We start from the raw sequence: 16,558 nt of genomic DNA, 5'->3' as shown, positions 1-16,558 counted from the left end.
TATGGCCTAGCTAATTTTGGGCGCATTCAATACAGCTAGTTGCATAAGGAAGTGCTTTTAATCTTTTGTCTTCAATTTCTGAACCACATTTCTCACAGACTCCAAAGTTTCCATTTTTTATTCTTTCTAGAGCGTGATCGATACTCTTAAGCTCTATTCTTGCTAACTCATCTAAGTCTTCAATCACTTCATCGTTTTCTACTGCAATAGACTGGTCGTCGTGATCTTTCGTCAATGGGTTATCTTGGTGTGTTTTATCTCGTGTTAACGTATTGATTCTATCTGTAATTTCTTGTCGCATTATGATGAGCTTGTTTTCGATTGCATGCAGATCCGTTCTATCTGAATCTTGAATATCTTCATCTCTTTTTATATTCTTTTTCCAATTTCGAGTATCAGTACCTTTTTCGAATGTATCATCGACATAGTGCTTAGTATGAGCTCTATGTTTATACTTACTTTGGTCACTTAAAGATTGTCTTCCCATTTGAATCTCCTTTGAGAACTAGTATCAAATAGTGTTTGATGCTCTCTTAAGATTAATATGGAAAGTCGTAACTTAGTACTTAAGATAATCTTATTTTCAACTATTCTAGGCCATCTAAATTAAGTAAATATAATAACGTTTTAATTTGAAAATTAAGCTATAAATGATGGAGGTATATAAGAACATTAAAAACCTCTGCTGTGATTATGGAAAAGAAAGCACAACTCCAAAACCTAAGAGACATTCAGATCACATCTTGCGGCCTAAGTGATAGTGAAATTTCAAAGCAACGATTAATCTTTGGTGAAAACATAATTGTTGAACGTGTTGGAAACCCTTGGCTAGAGTTGGTTTTTGATACTTTGAAAGATCCAATGGTTTGGTTTCTTATTACCATTGCAAGTGTCTTCTATTTTGTTGGTGATATCTATGAATCAATAATCTTATATACAGCAACTATTCCTCTTGTTTTTATGGATGCTTTTTTACATTGGCGTACTCAGGCATCAACTTCTAGTTTAAGAAGTCAACTTAGTTCATCCGTGATTGTTATAAGAGATAATAGAAAGGTTTCGATTGATTCTAATGATATCGTTCCAGGTGACCTTGTCATACTTTCTACTAAAAACCACTTCTTACCTGCTGATGGTATCTGGGAAGAATGTGATTCTTTACAAGTTGATGAATCAGTACTGACTGGCGAAGCATTTCCTGTGAATAAATCTTCAATAGGAAAAGATACTCTTTTAAAACAAAAAGAGTGTCTAGTTGATTCAACGTTTTTAGGGTTTGCCGGAACGAGAGTTCTTACTGGAAATGGTCATTTAAGAGTCTTAGCAATAGGGAAGAAGACTTCTTATGGTGAGATTATACATTCTGTAACAGATATTACTCATGAAAGAACTCCACTACAACAAGCTATCTTAGAACTTACTCGTAATTTAGTATATCTCGCTCTATTATTTTGTTTCGTTCTTGCTGGGGTTAGACTTTATCAAGGACATGGATGGTTAGATGCGTTGTTAAGCGCTGGCGTTTTGGCCGTCGCGGCCATCCCTGAAGAATTCCCAATTGTTTTTACATTCTTTCTTGGGGTTGGAGTCTATCGTTTAGCAAAACATCATGTACTTGTACGTCGTGCCGTTTCTGTAGAAAATATTGGTCGAGTGACCCAAATTTGCACCGATAAAACTGGAACAATTACGATTGGGAAATTGACACTGACTCATCTTGAAACTACTGAAGAGACCTCTGAGCAAGATCTATTGCGATTTTCAATGGCCGCATCAAATGCAGATGGAAATGATCCTGTTGATATTGCCATATTTGATATGTCAAAAAAACGTAGTGTGAAAATGCCTTTGAAGCTAAAGTCTATTCCGTTTACTGAAGATAGAAAGCGGGAGGTGGCATTTTTAGAAGGAAATGATAAGTCCCAGCTTTGTGTGATTAAGGGAGCACCTGAAGTTATCTTGTCAAAATCAAATCTCTCTTCTGTTGATTTGGATTTATGGACAAAGGAGGTAAGCACACTCGCTAAAGGAGGTCACAAGGTTTTAGCGGTTGCTGTTAAGGAAATAATTGAAACAACTTCATTTATAGAACCAGATAGTGATTTTCGATTCATTGGACTTCTTGCTTTTGAGGATCCTGCGCGACCTGAAGTTAAAGATTCAATTATTTATTGTCAGGAGAATGGAATAAAGGTTTTAATGATTACTGGAGATCATCCTGATACAGCATCCGCTATCGCTAAAGATATTGGTCTCAAAAAAGAATCTCCTCTTGTTATCACCGCACATAATCTGGATTGGTCCCAGGAAGAAATAAGATCATTAAAAAACATTGATGTTGTTGCAAGATGCAGTCCTCTTGAAAAACTCAAGATAGTTAAATCATTAAAGAAATCTGGAGAGTTGGTTGTTGTTACCGGGGATGGTGTTAATGATGTTCCAGCTTTAAAGGCTGCAGATATTGGCATTGCAATGGGACTTCGTGGTAGTCGAAGTGCAAAAGAAGTTGCCTCAATTATATTAAGTGATGATAACTTTAGTACAATAGTGAATGCTATCCGTGAAGGAAGACAGTTATTTGAAAATCTAAGAATGAGTTTTAAATACCTATTGCTTATCCATATTCCATTTATTCTATCTGCTGCAATTATTCCTCTAATCGGCTATCCTCTTCTTTTTTTGCCTATTCATGTCGTTTGGTTAGAACTAATTATTCATCCAAGTGCACTTTTTGCATTTCAACTTAAATCAAATGGAAAATCTATGAAGATAAAAGGAGCGAGGAACTCATTTTTTAGTAAAAAGGAGTCTGCAACTATTCTGATTATTGGAATCATATTCACATTAGTTTTGATATATTCATACAGAAATGGTTTTCTTGAGAACCAAAATATTCAACACGCAAGATCAAAAGCAATGGCCCTACTTTCTTTTTGGAGTGCTGGAGTAGTCTTATTTTTAACTAAGGGAAGAACGGTAGCAGCAAGAATAATGGTATTTATGACAATGGCCTTCTCTATTGTCTTAATTCAAAATACTTGGTTTGCAGAGATATTGCATCTGTCTCCATTACACTTATCTGATTGGGGAGGAGTAATAGGTAGTTTAAGTGCCATGCTCCTTTTATTTCTTTTTTTGAACAAAAGGAGCATGGTGAGGTAATTTATAAAGTATCTTTGATTTTCTTGTAGCCTTCTTTAAGCTCTGTTAGAAGGAGTTTGTTGGCCTCTGAGATATTGTCGATTGCTTCTTTAGTGGCCTCTTTAGTAGGAGCAACTTCATTGTTGATCTTCTCCCATTTACTCTCAAGTCCATCCCATTTTTCCTTCACTTCGGATTTTAATAAATGTGATTGAACTTTTAATTCATCTCTAGTTGTTTCTAATTCATTTAAAAAATCTTTAACTGTTTTCATCGATAAACCTCCTTTCGTTGTTTATGCTTTCGGTGGATTTTCGTTCGGCTTTTCAGGCTCCTTTATTGGCGGCTCTTTTGGCACATCTGGCGGAACTTCTATTGGCGTCCTATCAGGTGCATTTGGCGGCTCTGGAACTTCTCTTGGTATCTTCGGCGTTTGCGGCTTAGGCGAAGGCGTCGGATGCTTTGGTTTATTTGGTGGAACTTCTGGTTTATCACTCATAAATTACCTCCATCTATTATTAATTTTTTAAAGCCCTTTTTCTAAATATCCAACAAGATCATCAGCATGATGTTCTTCTTCTTTTAAAATATCCTCTAACATACGACGTGTGGTTGGATCTGAGTCTCCAATCCATCTAATGATTTCAGAGTACGTTTCAACTGCGACTCTTTCTGCCACAAGGTTTTCTTCAATCATTTTTCTAAGATCAGCTCCTTGATAATAGTCAGCGTGTGAGCGTGTAAGTAGTCCTTCAGGGTTCATGTTAGGAATTCCCCCTAGCTGACATATTCTTTCGCAAAGCCAGTCTGCGTGTTGTTGTTCTTCATTTGCATGAACGAGAAACTCTGCAGCGATTGGATCGGCATTCATTCCTTCTGCCATGAAGTGATTATTCTTATAACGGAGAATACAAACGATTTCAGTTGCTAAGGCCTCGTTTAAAACTTCAATTACTTCTTGAGCATTAGCTTTGTAAGACTCAGTCATTGCTCCGTCCATCATCTTTTCACGAGCACGGCTTTTAATCTTTTCAAGGTCAATTTTAAATTTATTCAATTGTAACTCCTTCTTAACGTTTGATTTTCATCATAGGATATCTTTTGAAATAAATCCAATTTGCTAAGTTCCCAGAATTATTCTTAAGTTGAGTTTTTTACTGCTCCATTCGATTCTTGAAAATAGATATGTTATGATCTTTCGAATGAAGACAAAGAATTTCAAAGATCAAAACCGTACAGTAGGCTTTGAAATCGAATTTCAAGGCCTAACACCTGAAAAAACGGCAAACTTAATCGTTGATTGCCTCGATGGTGACGTCGAGAAAATTAGTGATGCATGTTTTAAAGTTGATTCACAATACGGTGAGTTTAAAGTCGAAACAGATGCAAAACTTCTAAAAGAATTAGCACAGTCTTCAGAAAAAAATATCAAAGTGAAGAAGTTTGACTTTGAAGGTGTGATAAAAGATATCTTAGAACCTATCACACAAGAACTCGTTCCAACTGAGATCGTTTCTCCTCCTTTAGAAGAAGAAAATTTTAATATTATTAAGAAAATTGAAGAAAGCCTTCATGATGCTGGTGCCAGAGGGACTAATGAGTCTGCATATTTTGCTTTTGCTATGCAATTCAATCCAGAGATAACATCTAAGGAAAGTTCTTATATATTAAGCGTACTTCGCTCTTATATTTTACTTAGTTCTTGGCTGCAATCACAAATTGATATTGGGCTTACTAGGGAGTTAACTGGCTACGTTGATGATTTCCCAAATGACTATGCAGAGATTGTTCTTGATCAAGACTATCATCCAGATCTTTCAAAGCTTATTGATGATTATCTCGAATACAATCCTACTCGAAATAGGGGACTGGACTTCTTGCCACTCTTTCTCTATCTCGATGAAGAGCGAGTCCGTAATGTTGTTACTGATGAGCGAGTTAAGGCAAGACCTACGTTTCATTATCGCCTTCCTAGTTGTCAATTGGGGTTAGAGTCCTGGAATATTTTTGTTGAATGGAAGCGTTGGTGTTTATTAGAAAGAATTGCCAATGATAAAGAGATTATTAGTAAGATGTCTAAGTCATTTATCGACCTTTATCACGATAGCAATCTCTCGTTTGAAAAGAAGTGGTTAAGGCTTTGTAACCACTATGTTGAGGACTTCCGTTAATGAAGCCACTTATTGGTGTTACGAAATCATATGGATTAACTGGCATAATTCAAAACTTGGCAATTAGGGTTTGTTTATATTTTTCTAATGCAAGATCAGTAAATCTCTCAACAAAACATCCTCAATTAGATCTTGATATTGATGGCCTAATCATTTCAGGAGGAACTGACTTATATCCGGGAATTTATAATAACAAGGACATTAAAGAGAATTATAAATATGATCATAAACGTGATGAGCTCGAACTTAATTGGCTTAGAGTTGCAAAAAAGAGGAGGCTTCCCATTTTTTGTATTTGTCGTGGAGCTCAACTTCTAAATGTGTTTAAGGGGGGAACTCTTCATACAGATGTCTCAAAAGTATTTGAAGGGGCACACTATCCAAGTAGCTTGTGGGGTAAAGTCTTTTATCGAAAAAAGATAAAGATTAAACCTAATACTCGTTTAAATGAAATTTTTAAAAAGGATGAAACTGAAGTTAATAGCTTACATAGTCAATCTATTGATAAACTCGGCACAGGCCTTGATGTGAGTGCAGTTGAGGATAATGGTGTTATTCAAGCTGTGGAAAATGAAGGCCCTCGATTTATCATGGGATTACAATTTCATCCCGAGTTTCTCTTTTATCGAAAAGATATAAGGAATTTGTTTCGAGAATTTGTAAGGGCCTCTAAAGATTATTCTCGTCAGTGATTTGTACACAATATATTGGCCGTTAAGGGTGAACTAGTTTGTGAACTTAACTGTTTTGCGTGCTGTTGGCCGTTATTCTTTTCATAATATCCATTCATATGTCAGTTTTATGTCAACTTAATTGAACTTGTAAGTAAAGCTTAATAAAATTCTTTAACTTATTATTAAAAAGGTTACGATTTGAGTAATTTAGGCTTGTCGTAAAAGTTCAGGAGATAAAACTTTGAGTCGAATTTATTTATTCACTTCACTATGCCTACTGTCACATTTTACAATAATTGCCTCAGTTGAGGATCTCTATATTAAGTCTCTTAAAAAATCAAAGCAAGTTGAGGTCTTCGAATTAACAGAAGATAAGTCAATTTCAGATCTCAATACAATAGAGTCATCACTATATCCAAGTCTTGATATTGTTAATGAGAATACTTATGAAAACAGGTATCCAAATTTTTCCTCAACGAATAAGGAATTGGATTCTGAGGTTTATCTTTCGATGAAACAAAAGCTCTTTCAAGGTGGAGCAGAATTTGCACTTTATGATTATAAGAAAGTTGTTCCTAAACAGGCCCGTGCTCTAAAAGAGAAGAACCTGGCAGCTTACTATAGTCAATTTGCTACTTTATATTTTCAAGTCTCTTCTGCAATTGAAGAATATGAAAGAATCGATGGACTACTTAGCAATTTAAGAAAAAGAGTTAGTATTGTTAAAAAAAGGACGAAAATTGGCCGTGATAGAAAGGCCGATCTTTTTGCCCTCGAATCCCAGCTTCATCGACTTGAAGCTAACCTCGTTGCAACTAAAGCATTAGTTAGAAGTTCGATAACAGACTTTAGAAATTTTTCTGGGCTTGATAAGATTGAAGGCTTAAAAAATCGTATTGATCCGCTAGGACTTAAGCTTTCAAAGAATGTTGATCTTGAGAATATTCCAGAACTTAAAAGTCTTAAGTTCGATTATGAAAGCTCAGTCCTTGAAAGTAAGATTGAAAAGGCTAACTTATATCCACAAATTGATTTAAGTGCTAATTACAACCTCGATAAGAATGAGGGGGGAAATCGTGACTGGGGTGTAAGCCTAAATGTTACCCTTAATCTATTAGACTTTGGAGAGAGATCTTCAAAAGTTACTAGCAAGAAAATAGTAGAACGTATTAATAGTGCACAGGTTGATTTCACCAGACGTAATTCTATTAATCGATGGAATACTTTCGTTCGAAATTTTGAAGCCAAGAAGAATGAATTAATTACTCTTCGAAGAGCGCTGGATCGAAGTCGAGCAGCCTATCAAGAACAACTCAAAGATTTAGATAAAGGTCTAGTCACTCAAATTGAAGTCATCAGATCTCTTGATGATGTTATTGATCTTGAAAAATTAGCGATTAGATCATCACTTGAAGTTAAGTCAATCTTCTATCAGGCCAATGCTTATCTTGGAAATATTCCTAAGGGTTAAAAAAGGTTCAATATGAAACTATCATCAATATCGATTAAGAATCCTGTTTTCGCATGGATGCTAATGTTCTCACTAATCTTATTTGGGGCACTCGGTTTTACGAAACTAGGGATAAATGAAAACCCTGATGTTGATTATCCATCGATTTCTATCTCTTATGAATATGAAGGTGCAACACCTGAAGTAGTTGAAAAAGATGTATTAGAGCCTGCTGAATCTATACTTGTTTCTATGCAAGGGATTAAAGATATGACCTCGACAGCTGGCCGTGGTCAAGGACGTATTGAATTAGAATTCTCTCTTGATAAGAATATCGACTTTGCATTACAAGAAGTGCAAACACTCCTAGGAAGGGCCCAGAGACTTCTTCCTGATACTGTTGAAACACCAACCGTGACAAAATCAAATGCAGCAGATGATCCTGTTATGTATTTAGCGTTAGTTTCAACAACATTAAATGAGCGAGAGCTAAATATTTTATTCAAAGATGGAATTATTGATCAATTAACAACAATTGAGGGTGTCTCTGAGGTAAGAGCATTTGGTGCCCGTGACCCAATGATGAGAGTTGATGTTAAAGCTGAAAAACTTGAACAATATCAATTAACTCTTTCAGATATCGTAGAAACTCTCAAGCGAGAAAGTGTTGAGTTACCGGCCGGAAAATTTGAAACACCTGAGACCGAAACGAGTCTTCGTGTTCTAGGTGAAGGTCGAACAGTTGAAGACTTTAATAATATGATCATTAATCGTAGGGGAGGAAGGGCGAATTACGTACCAATAAGACTCTCAGACGTTGCCCATATATATGCTGGGGTTGAGAATCGAACTCGTATCTCTCGTGTTAATCGAACACCTTCTCTTTCTATGCCTATTTATAAGCAAAGAGGTGTAAATGCCGTAGAAGTTGCAGATAGAGTAAAAGAGCGTGTAAAGGAGATATCAAATAATCTTCCAGAGGGAACAAATCTCTCTGTTAACTTTGATCGTACATCTTTTATTCGTTTATCTATTAATGAATTATTACAAAACCTATTATTATCAGTTTTATTAACATCTCTTGTTTGTTGGCTCTTTTTAAACTCAATGTCAGCAACAATTAATATACTCCTAGCAATTCCAACGGCAATTATAGGAACATTCGCATTCATGTATTTAATGGGATTCTCTTTAAATACGTTCTCTCTTTTAGGACTGACTTTAGCAATTGGAATCGTCGTTGATGATGCCATTGTAATGCTTGAAAATATTGTTCGCTACGCTAAGAAAGGCCACGATAAAGTCCAAGCTTCTTTTAAGGGGAGTAGCGAGATCGCCTTTGCCGTTCTTGCAACGACAGCTGTCCTTGTTGCTATCTTTGCACCAATTACAATGATGCCTGGGATAGAAGGACGCTTTTTTAGAGAATTTGCTTTAACAATTTGTATTGCCGTAAGTTTATCTTCTCTTGAGGCCTTAACTTTAGCTCCAATGAGATGTTCTCAATTTTTAAATGTTGCTTCTGAAGGGATCTTTATTCATCACTGGGTTGATAGTGCTGTTGATTTTGGAAAAAGAACTTATGTAAAATGTCTAAACTTTGCTCTAGGTCATCGAATAAAAATTCTCTTAACTTCTTTAGTCGTTATCTTTGTTTCATTTACGTCTTTAAACTTTATCGATAAGGAATTTGCACCAGAGTCTGATCGAGGCTTTATGTTTGTGATCTTTATTGCTCCAGATGGAAAGAGTCTAGATTATACAAATGCAAAGGTGAAGGAATATGAGGCCATCGTTGAAAAGAATGAAAATGTTCGAAGAATGATTGTTGCCGTTGGTGGTGGACGTGGGGCCACGACTGGAAATCGTGGCTTCGGTGTACTGATCTTAAAGGATCGAAACGAGAGAACCAAGACCCAATTTGAAATTGCCTCAGATCTTAGAAAAGAATTAGCTGGGATAGAAGGGATCAAGATTATTATTCGAGACCGCATGGGATCTGCAATTGGTGGCCGAAGAGGTAGTCCAATTGAATTTACCATTACTGGCCCAGATGCTGAGATTCAAGCTCAACTTTATAAGCAGTTAGAAAAAGAGATGCGCGAATCAAAACTTATGGTTGGTGTTCGTTCTGATGATATTGGTGAGCTTCCTGAAGTTCATATAATTCCAGATCGAATTAAAGCACAGCAAAGGGGAGTTGAAGTTAGAACAATTGCTGAGGCCTTAAACGTTGGTGTAGGTGGTGTTAGTGCAACAAAGTATACAGAACGCGGACGACGCTATGATGTCTTTGTTCAATTAAAAGAAGAAGATCGCACACGTGAAAATATCTCTTCACTTCTTTTGCAAAATAATCGCGGAGAATTTGTAACTCTAAATGATGTTGTAAAGATTGAGGATGCATTCGGTCCACAATCAATTTACCGAGAAAATAGAGCAAGAGGTATACGAGTTGATGCAAACTTAAATACTGATGTTGCTCAAAGTAAGGCAATCGCTTTTATAAAAGAAGTTAGTAAGAATGTGTTACCAAAGGGATACTATATTAAGTTTTCTAAGGACCTAAATGAATCTCTCTTCAGTGTTCTTATGATCATGGTCCTAGGTCTAGTAATTGCTTATATGGTTCTTGCCAGTCAATTTAATTCATTTTCAGATCCAATTACTGTTTTCTTGGCCATCCCATTTGGCTTGGCGGGATCTTTTATTGCACTATGGTTATCTGGAAGTACGCTGAATATTTATTCAATGATTGGTATTCTCTTAACGATGGGGATTGTTAAAAAGACATCAATTCTAATCGTAGAATTCTCAAATCAGCTTAGAGATGAAGGTAAAGAATTAACTGATGCAATTCTTGTTGCTTGTGAAACTCGATTTAGACCAATTATTATGACAACCTTCACAACTCTTGCATCGGCTTTACCTGCCGCTATTATTGTGGGAGCAGGCTCTGAAACGAGAAGGCCAATGGCCCTTGTTATTATTGGTGGTGTTTTCCTATCGACAATTTTTACACTTATTGTCGTTCCTTGTTTCTATTCACTTATAGCAAGGCCAAGAAGAAAGATTTTAGAAGAGGTGTAGTGCTGAATTATTAGCTATTTTTAGTTTTAGTAATCAGATCGATGAGATCTTGTAGTTGAACATTTGATTCAAGTGAGTGTCTCAAGGTTTTCTTGGGAACAATCTTGTAACGATTTGATCGACCAACTTTTTCCTTCATTATATACCCTGCGTCATAAAGGTCTTGAATAATTCCTAGAACAGAGCGTTCGGTGATGCCAACTCTAGAAGCGATTTCTCTTACAATAATGTCCTCATTTGCAGCTATCAGCAGGTATACGTGCCCGTGATTACTAAAAAATGTCCACTTTGCTTCATTCTGGTTCATCGCCCCTCCACAAGCTTATAAGATACCGTATTTGCATGAAAAGATATACATGAAAATTATTACATGATATGCAATGCATGATAAAAAATACATGAAAAAAATTGCATGTATAGTGTTCTCCTGTTAGGCTTGCCTTGTTAAGGAGAATTTATGAACTCATTACAATACTTACTTCCCGTGCTACTTCTGTTGCCGATAATCATTAATAAGTTATCTGGTAGCTCAAAGAAGCTAAGCCTAGGCCTTGCTCAATTCCTTGGCCCGTTTGTATTTATTTGTTTTTCAATACTAAGTTATATTGATAAAAGTCCAATCCAGCTGACCATTTGGAACTTTTCTAAATACTTCTCAGTCGGATTAAAGCTTGATGTCTTATCTGGACTTATCGCTGCGACAGTTTCAACTATCGGTATAGTCGTTGCTCGTTACTCAATTAGATTCTTAGAAGATGACCCTAAGAGCGAGCACTTTAAAAAGAATCTGGCCTTTACGCTAAGTTTTGTATTCTCAATGCTTTTGGCACCAAATCTCGTCTTATTTTCTATCTCTTGGGCCGGAGCTTCATACTTTCTGCATAAGCTGCTCACTCATTTTTCAAATAGGCAAGGGGCCATCAAAGCAGCAAGACAGAAGTTTTGGATAAATCGTCTAGGTGATATTTTTATAATAATAGCAGGGGGAATCCTCTTAAATGTATTTAAAACTCTTGAGTTTAATACTATTTTTGCAATGGCCGAAAATACTTTCTTGATGAAAGATAATTACATATTACTAAATACTGCTTCAATCTTTCTTGTTCTTGGTGCAATGACAAAGTCAGCACAATTTCCTTTCCATCACTGGCTTCCAAATACGATGGAGACACCAACTCCAGTATCTGCAATTATGCATGCTGGAATAATAAATGCTGGTGGTTATTTAATAATTAGAATGGCCCCATTTTTATCGAGCACTCCATTAGCGCTTTCATTACTTGCAATCATTGGTAGCTTCACTGCATTTTGGGCAACTATTGTTATGTTTACTCAGGTGAATGTGAAAAAGAATTTGGCCTATTCAACAATTGCTCAAATGGGATTTATGATGCTTCAATGTGGATTAGGTGCCTTTTCCATCGCAACAGTTCATATAATAGGTCATGCTTTTTACAAGGCCTATGCATTTTTAAGCTCGGGTACAGCAACAGATTTTGGTAGGCTCAATCGTTATTTTCCAAAACAACAAATTACTAATAAATTTAGGAACTCTTTTCTTCTAGGCGCAACTTCTATCGTTTTAGTCGTTGGATGCCTAATGTATACAGGCGTAAATGTCTTAGAAAACCCAGGGGTCTTCATTCTCTTAATTGTTTTGGCCTTAGCTGCATCTCAAATGATTTTAAATTCAAAAGATAAATTCCAAGCGGTGCTTTTTGCAAGCTCTATTGTTTTAATCTATCTCGGTTTAACAAACTTCATGACAATCTTATTAGAGGGAATTGTTCCGGCCAATGTATTAATGCCTGGAATCGTTGGAGTTGTAACAGTTCTTATATCTGCTGGATTTTTCATAGCATTATATTTGATTCAAAATAGTTTAGACAAAATTTCTCAAACAGAAGTCGGTAAACAGATCTATGTGAAAGCACTAAGAGGAGGCTTCTAATGAACGAAATCGTAAAATTAGATAAAGAAAAAATTAGAAAAGAAGCTTTTACGTCTTTAAAGATTAGACAAGAAAAGTCTGTCATTGAGACTTTTCTTGAAGTAAGCAAGAGATTAACTCCTCTTTGGGATATACGTGACTATGTTGCTGTAAATCCTTTCTTCGGCTTTAAAGATAAGAACTTTCTCGAATTGGCCAAGTATATGCGACATATTTCAGGAAAAGATACTTTACCTAAGAAAGAGTTCTTTCTAAAGAAATATCAATCTGGTGAAGTTACAGAGTATGATTTAGAAGTTGCAAAAAAACTTTATCTAAAAGAAATCCATAACAATTCACTAAATGATATTACGATAAAAGAGTTGATGAACTTTATAAGATCATCTGAAAGAAAAGTTTGTGACTTAAAGTTTAGAGCAGTTAGTGATCTTTATGACTTAGAAAATAATGAAAAGACTACTGAGCTAATAACTAATGAAATCTCAAGATGGGCCTCGGCGTATTTTGATGAAGGTCAGGCGCTATGGAAAATAGAGACAAATGATACAAGACTTTATACTTGGTGGAAGTCCCTTGTAAAATATGACAGGCCATTTGATGGAAAAACAAATCGATTCAATGAAATTGTTGAGCTTCTTCCTGAAAGTCCAAAAAAAGCACTTGAATCTCTAACAGATAAACTTTTAGAAAAGATATCCTTAGAACAAGATGATCTTTCAAATTATTATTATCGTCTCATTTATACGACGCTAGGTTGGAGTTCATACATCCAAAAATTTGAATTTGAGGCCAATCGCTCAGGAGAGAGTTCAAAGCTTAAGGAGATAGGAGGATTAATTGATATCGTTGTCATGAGAATGGCCTATGATATCGCTCTACTTGATGAGATCTCTGTTGTAAGCCTAGAGGGCCAACATTGTTCAAATAAAGATGATCGTGATTTAGATCTCATTTATATTTGGTTGAATGCCGTTGAATGTGCCTACCGAAGGAGAGTTGAAAAGACAATTAAAAGCTCTGTTAATAGTAAGGATCTTTACTCTAGGCCCGATGTACAAATGGCATTTTGTATTGATGTTCGTAGTGAGGTTCTAAGAAGACACCTCGAAAATAGCTCAGATAAAATACAAACAATTGGCTTTGCAGGATTTTTTGGAGTGCCAATTTCAGTGAAGGGGCTTGGGCATAAAGGGAGTGATCAAAATTGTCCCATTCTGTTAAACTCTGCCTATGAAATTAGTGAAGTGGAGACAAAAGATGAGACTTCACTTAAAAATAAAAAACAAGCATTTGCACAGACTCAGTATTTTAAAAAGAGTGTTCAAGCTTCTGCTAATTCAGGCTTTTCTTTTGTTGAAACACTTGGATTTTCTTATATCGGAAAGATTTTAAAGTCTGGCATCTTTCAAAAGAAGCCTAATCTCGATATCTCTTCAATGGGCCTATCTGAAAAAGACAAAGAGAATATTCAATTTGATTTTGAAAAAATTAAAATCGAAGAGAAAGTAAACTTGGCCTTTAATGCTTTAAAGAATATGGGGCTAACTAAGAATTTTGCAAAGTTTGTTTTCTTCATTGGGCATGGAAGTGAATCTTCAAATAACCCATATGCATCTGCTTTAGAATGCGGTGCATGTGCAGGACATAATGGACAAAGTAATGCCATATTCCTGGCCACAATTTTAAATGATTTAGAAGTTCAAGCTAAGTTAAAAAGTAAAGGAATTGAGATACCTAGAGATACGTTATTTATGTCAGGTTGGCACAATACTGTAAAAGATGAACTTCATATTGATCGGTTTGAGGGATTAAACCTGAAGCAAGGCCAAGAGCTAAGTTTGTATGAAAAGAAATTTAGAGAAGCCTCTAAGAATTGTCAGAAAGAAAGAGCAAGAAATTTACCAAATTGTTCAAAGCTTAAGGATAGTGAATTAAGCGGAGAGCTTTTTCAAAAGGCAAATGACTGGTCTGAGATTCGTCCAGAATGGGGACTTGCTAGAAATGCATCATTTGTGGTTGGTCGCAGAAAATTAACAAGAAGTTTAGAACTTGATGGAAGGGCGTTCCTTCATGACTATGATTTTGAACAAGATAAAGATCTTTCGATTTTAGAACTTATTATGACTGCACCAATGATTGTAACGAATTGGATTAATATGCAGTATTACGCAAGTACAGTTAATCCCCAAAAATTTGGTGCAGGGAATAAGGTTCTAAATAATGTTGTTGGTGGAATTGGCTGTATTCAAGGTAATGAAAGTGATCTGCTTGGAGGATTAACAGAACAATCTGTTTTATATAAAGGAGACTACTTTCATGAGCCTTTAAGACTTCAAGTCTTTATTGAGGCCGAGACATCAGCAATTGATGAAATTATCAATAAACATCAAATGGTTAGAGAGCTGATTTCTAACAATTGGTTAAAAATTATATCGATTAATCCTAAAAATTTAAAATTTAAATTATTTCAATCAGACTCTTGGATTGAACCAAAGGAGGACTTGTGGAACTAAATATCGGAGCAGTTTCAAATCAAAAATTTGATTTTATTTGGGGTAGTCCAATGAATTCAACTGATGTTGAGGTAACATTACCCGATCTTTCTAAGCTAGAATATTCTGTTTGGGGGGACTGGGGACCAATGTATAAATTCAATCTTACAGATCAGGCCGTTGTTAAGATAAAGTATAATGAAGATGAGTATACGAGCTCTCAAAAGCAGCTAAAGATTGAATCTCCAATGCTTGCTAGAGAAAGGGATGAACTGCCTTTTTATATTATTATTGAAGATCAGTCGAAAAATCTAAAATTTAAGCTATATATTGATACTGATTACAATTTAGCTAAAGTAACGGAACATAGGATTAGAAATAATGTATATACCTATGAAGAGGCCAGTGAGAATAGTCAGATAACAACTCTTTAAGAATTAGGTGAGTGATTGATAAAATGACTTTCTTTGTTGATCAAGGATTTCATTTTGGTATGTTTTTGCAACTTCAATATTTCTCTTTGATTTTTCTTTGAGCATTTTATCGTTAGAGCAAAACTCAAGAATCTTCTCACTTAATTCTTCCACACTTTGTGGATCAACTAAGTCATCTGACTCAAGTAACTCTTTTATGCCACCAATTGTACTTCCAATACACGGAAGTCCTCTTGCCATTGCTTCCACCATACTTCGTGGTAGTCCCTCTGAAATTGATGTGAGGATATAAATATCGTGCTCATCAAGAACAGCTCTTACTTCTTCTCCACCGTTTAAAAAGCCAAGAAATGTAACCTTATCACTTAATCCTAAGCTTTTCACTAAGCTCTCAAGCCCAGCTCTTTCCTTGCCATCTCCAACCATTGTTAGGCTAATGTTTTTATTTCTTTGTAAGGCCTTGTAGAAAGCTTTAATTAGTGTATCAGGTGATTTAACTAAGTACTCAAGAGAACCAATAAATAGAAGCTTCTTATGTTTATTAAAAGATTCTTTTTCTGCAACAATATGCTCTGGAAGTAGAGAAATGGATGAATAGCTAAATTGCTTATCTCTATTTTGATTTGGGTAAAGTTCCTGAAGAAAAGTCTTCGTTACATATGAGCTACTCTTTGCATGAAAGATTTGTGTTTTCACATTCTTTGTTAGCCAGTACTGGAAAAAAAGTCTTAGCGGATGTTTGTAAGAGCCTTTTTTAAAAGTATCGTACGGGTTTCCTACTAACTCAATTCCATACTCGATATTATTTTTCATCAGAAGTGGTTGAAGAATATCTGCTATCGTGGATGGAACTCTCATAATATAAGCTTCATTAGGTGAGATAATCTCTTTTAATTTCTTTCTTATTGCTCCTCTTTTAAAGAAGTAATCTTTTGGCCCAAGAAAGTAGGGGATCTCTGTAAACGATACACCTTCTCCTGTTACTGGTTTTAGGCCTACTTGTGAGTCAGTGTCTTCTACCCGTGCAATTATATTTACGTGCTCAAATGTCATAAGGTATCTTTGCCAGAACTTATAATCGAACGATGACTTGGTCCAAACTTGGCCATTATATCTAACGAATCTAAAATCCAGCGTGATATTTACTCTTTTCAC

Annotated in this window: 14 protein-coding genes; 8 read left to right on the top strand and 6 right to left on the bottom strand. The window is 35.7% G+C overall.

Going from position 1 to position 16,558, the window contains the following annotated elements:
• Positions 1 to 10: 10 nt before the first annotated feature.
• Positions 11 to 487: a TraR/DksA family transcriptional regulator gene (locus DAY19_RS08290; protein ID WP_115361285.1), complete on the bottom strand. Its 477-nt coding sequence runs from the start codon at positions 485 to 487 to the stop codon at positions 11 to 13.
• Between the two features lie 206 nt (positions 488 to 693).
• Here DAY19_RS08290 and DAY19_RS08285 point away from each other — a divergent pair, with 206 nt between their 5' ends.
• Positions 694 to 3,162, top strand: coding sequence for a cation-translocating P-type ATPase (locus DAY19_RS08285; protein ID WP_115361283.1), 2,469 nt, complete (start codon positions 694 to 696; stop codon positions 3,160 to 3,162).
• Position 3,163: 1 nt separating this feature from the next.
• On the opposite strand, the gene DAY19_RS08280 is transcribed toward DAY19_RS08285, so the two are convergent.
• The 3 genes from DAY19_RS08280 to DAY19_RS08270 are packed head-to-tail and all read right to left on the bottom strand — an operon-like array spanning position 3,164 to position 4,144.
• A complete protein-coding gene (locus DAY19_RS08280; RefSeq protein ID WP_115361281.1) occupies positions 3,164 to 3,415 on the bottom strand; it encodes a hypothetical protein in 252 nt (83 codons plus the stop codon).
• Positions 3,416 to 3,436: 21 nt separating this feature from the next.
• Complete coding sequence (locus DAY19_RS08275; protein WP_115361279.1) at positions 3,437 to 3,640, bottom strand: hypothetical protein; 204 nt, start codon at positions 3,638 to 3,640, stop codon at positions 3,437 to 3,439.
• A 27-nt stretch (positions 3,641 to 3,667) separates the two neighbouring features.
• Positions 3,668 to 4,144: a ferritin-like domain-containing protein gene (locus DAY19_RS08270; protein WP_115362289.1), complete on the bottom strand. Its 477-nt coding sequence runs from the start codon at positions 4,142 to 4,144 to the stop codon at positions 3,668 to 3,670.
• 199 nt (positions 4,145 to 4,343) lie between these two features.
• On the opposite strand from DAY19_RS08270, the gene DAY19_RS08265 reads away from it, so the two are divergent.
• The 4 genes from DAY19_RS08265 to DAY19_RS08250 all read left to right on the top strand — a co-directional run bounded on the left by DAY19_RS08265 (position 4,344) and on the right by DAY19_RS08250 (position 10,526).
• Positions 4,344 to 5,312: an amidoligase family protein gene (locus tag DAY19_RS08265; protein WP_158536845.1), complete on the top strand. Its 969-nt coding sequence runs from the start codon at positions 4,344 to 4,346 to the stop codon at positions 5,310 to 5,312.
• A complete protein-coding gene (locus DAY19_RS08260; protein ID WP_115361275.1) occupies positions 5,312 to 6,004 on the top strand; it encodes a gamma-glutamyl-gamma-aminobutyrate hydrolase family protein in 693 nt (230 codons plus the stop codon). The genes DAY19_RS08265 and DAY19_RS08260 overlap by 1 nt, the downstream gene beginning before the upstream one ends.
• A 223-nt stretch (positions 6,005 to 6,227) precedes the next feature.
• Entirely contained in the window at positions 6,228 to 7,457 is a 1,230-nt protein-coding gene (locus DAY19_RS08255) for a TolC family protein (RefSeq protein ID WP_115361273.1), read from the top strand.
• A 12-nt stretch (positions 7,458 to 7,469) separates the two neighbouring features.
• Entirely contained in the window at positions 7,470 to 10,526 is a 3,057-nt protein-coding gene (locus DAY19_RS08250; RefSeq protein ID WP_115361272.1) for an efflux RND transporter permease subunit, read from the top strand.
• A gap of 10 nt (positions 10,527 to 10,536) precedes the next feature.
• Here the strand turns inward: DAY19_RS08250 and DAY19_RS08245 are convergent, their stop codons facing one another.
• A complete protein-coding gene (locus DAY19_RS08245; protein ID WP_115361269.1) occupies positions 10,537 to 10,833 on the bottom strand; it encodes a helix-turn-helix transcriptional regulator in 297 nt (98 codons plus the stop codon).
• A 150-nt stretch (positions 10,834 to 10,983) separates the two neighbouring features.
• Here DAY19_RS08245 and DAY19_RS08240 point away from each other — a divergent pair, with 150 nt between their 5' ends.
• From DAY19_RS08240 to DAY19_RS08230, 3 genes are read left to right on the top strand one after another with little or no spacing between them, the layout of a single operon-like run.
• On the top strand, positions 10,984 to 12,477 hold the full coding sequence (locus tag DAY19_RS08240) for a proton-conducting transporter transmembrane domain-containing protein (RefSeq protein WP_115361267.1): 1,494 nt from the start codon (positions 10,984 to 10,986) through the stop codon (positions 12,475 to 12,477).
• Complete coding sequence (locus DAY19_RS08235; RefSeq protein WP_115361266.1) at positions 12,477 to 14,990, top strand: DUF2309 domain-containing protein; 2,514 nt, start codon at positions 12,477 to 12,479, stop codon at positions 14,988 to 14,990. The genes DAY19_RS08240 and DAY19_RS08235 overlap by 1 nt, the downstream gene beginning before the upstream one ends.
• Entirely contained in the window at positions 14,981 to 15,403 is a 423-nt protein-coding gene (locus DAY19_RS08230; RefSeq protein WP_115361265.1) for a hypothetical protein, read from the top strand. Before DAY19_RS08235 ends, DAY19_RS08230 begins: the two co-directional genes overlap by 10 nt.
• Positions 15,404 to 15,406: 3 nt before the next feature.
• Here DAY19_RS08230 and DAY19_RS08225 read toward each other — a convergent pair whose 3' ends face one another.
• Positions 15,407 to 16,558, bottom strand: a complete 1,152-nt coding sequence (locus tag DAY19_RS08225; RefSeq protein ID WP_115361264.1) for a glycosyltransferase family 4 protein — start codon at positions 16,556 to 16,558, stop codon at positions 15,407 to 15,409.

The sequence above is a fragment of the Halobacteriovorax vibrionivorans genome (assembly GCF_003346865.1).
Taxonomy (GTDB): domain Bacteria; phylum Bdellovibrionota; class Bacteriovoracia; order Bacteriovoracales; family Bacteriovoracaceae; genus Halobacteriovorax_A; species Halobacteriovorax_A vibrionivorans.
Note: the sequence above shows the minus strand (reverse complement) of the source record. Positions and strands in the feature narration are given on the sequence as shown.

What these genes read in the sequence shown, in the direction of transcription:
- DAY19_RS08290 (WP_115361285.1), bottom strand. Translation starts at nt 487, where the DNA reads ATGGGAAGACAATCTTTAAGTGACCAAAGTAAGTATAAACATAGAGCT.
- DAY19_RS08285 (WP_115361283.1), top strand. Translation starts at nt 694, where the DNA reads ATGGAAAAGAAAGCACAACTCCAAAACCTAAGAGACATTCAGATCACA.
- DAY19_RS08280 (WP_115361281.1), bottom strand. Translation starts at nt 3,415, where the DNA reads ATGAAAACAGTTAAAGATTTTTTAAATGAATTAGAAACAACTAGAGAT.
- DAY19_RS08275 (WP_115361279.1), bottom strand. Translation starts at nt 3,640, where the DNA reads ATGAGTGATAAACCAGAAGTTCCACCAAATAAACCAAAGCATCCGACG.
- DAY19_RS08270 (WP_115362289.1), bottom strand. Translation starts at nt 4,144, where the DNA reads ATGATGGACGGAGCAATGACTGAGTCTTACAAAGCTAATGCTCAAGAA.
- DAY19_RS08265 (WP_158536845.1), top strand. Translation starts at nt 4,344, where the DNA reads ATGAAGACAAAGAATTTCAAAGATCAAAACCGTACAGTAGGCTTTGAA.
- DAY19_RS08260 (WP_115361275.1), top strand. Translation starts at nt 5,312, where the DNA reads ATGAAGCCACTTATTGGTGTTACGAAATCATATGGATTAACTGGCATA.
- DAY19_RS08250 (WP_115361272.1), top strand. Translation starts at nt 7,470, where the DNA reads ATGAAACTATCATCAATATCGATTAAGAATCCTGTTTTCGCATGGATG.
- DAY19_RS08245 (WP_115361269.1), bottom strand. Translation starts at nt 10,833, where the DNA reads ATGAACCAGAATGAAGCAAAGTGGACATTTTTTAGTAATCACGGGCAC.
- DAY19_RS08240 (WP_115361267.1), top strand. Translation starts at nt 10,984, where the DNA reads ATGAACTCATTACAATACTTACTTCCCGTGCTACTTCTGTTGCCGATA.
- DAY19_RS08235 (WP_115361266.1), top strand. Translation starts at nt 12,477, where the DNA reads ATGAACGAAATCGTAAAATTAGATAAAGAAAAAATTAGAAAAGAAGCT.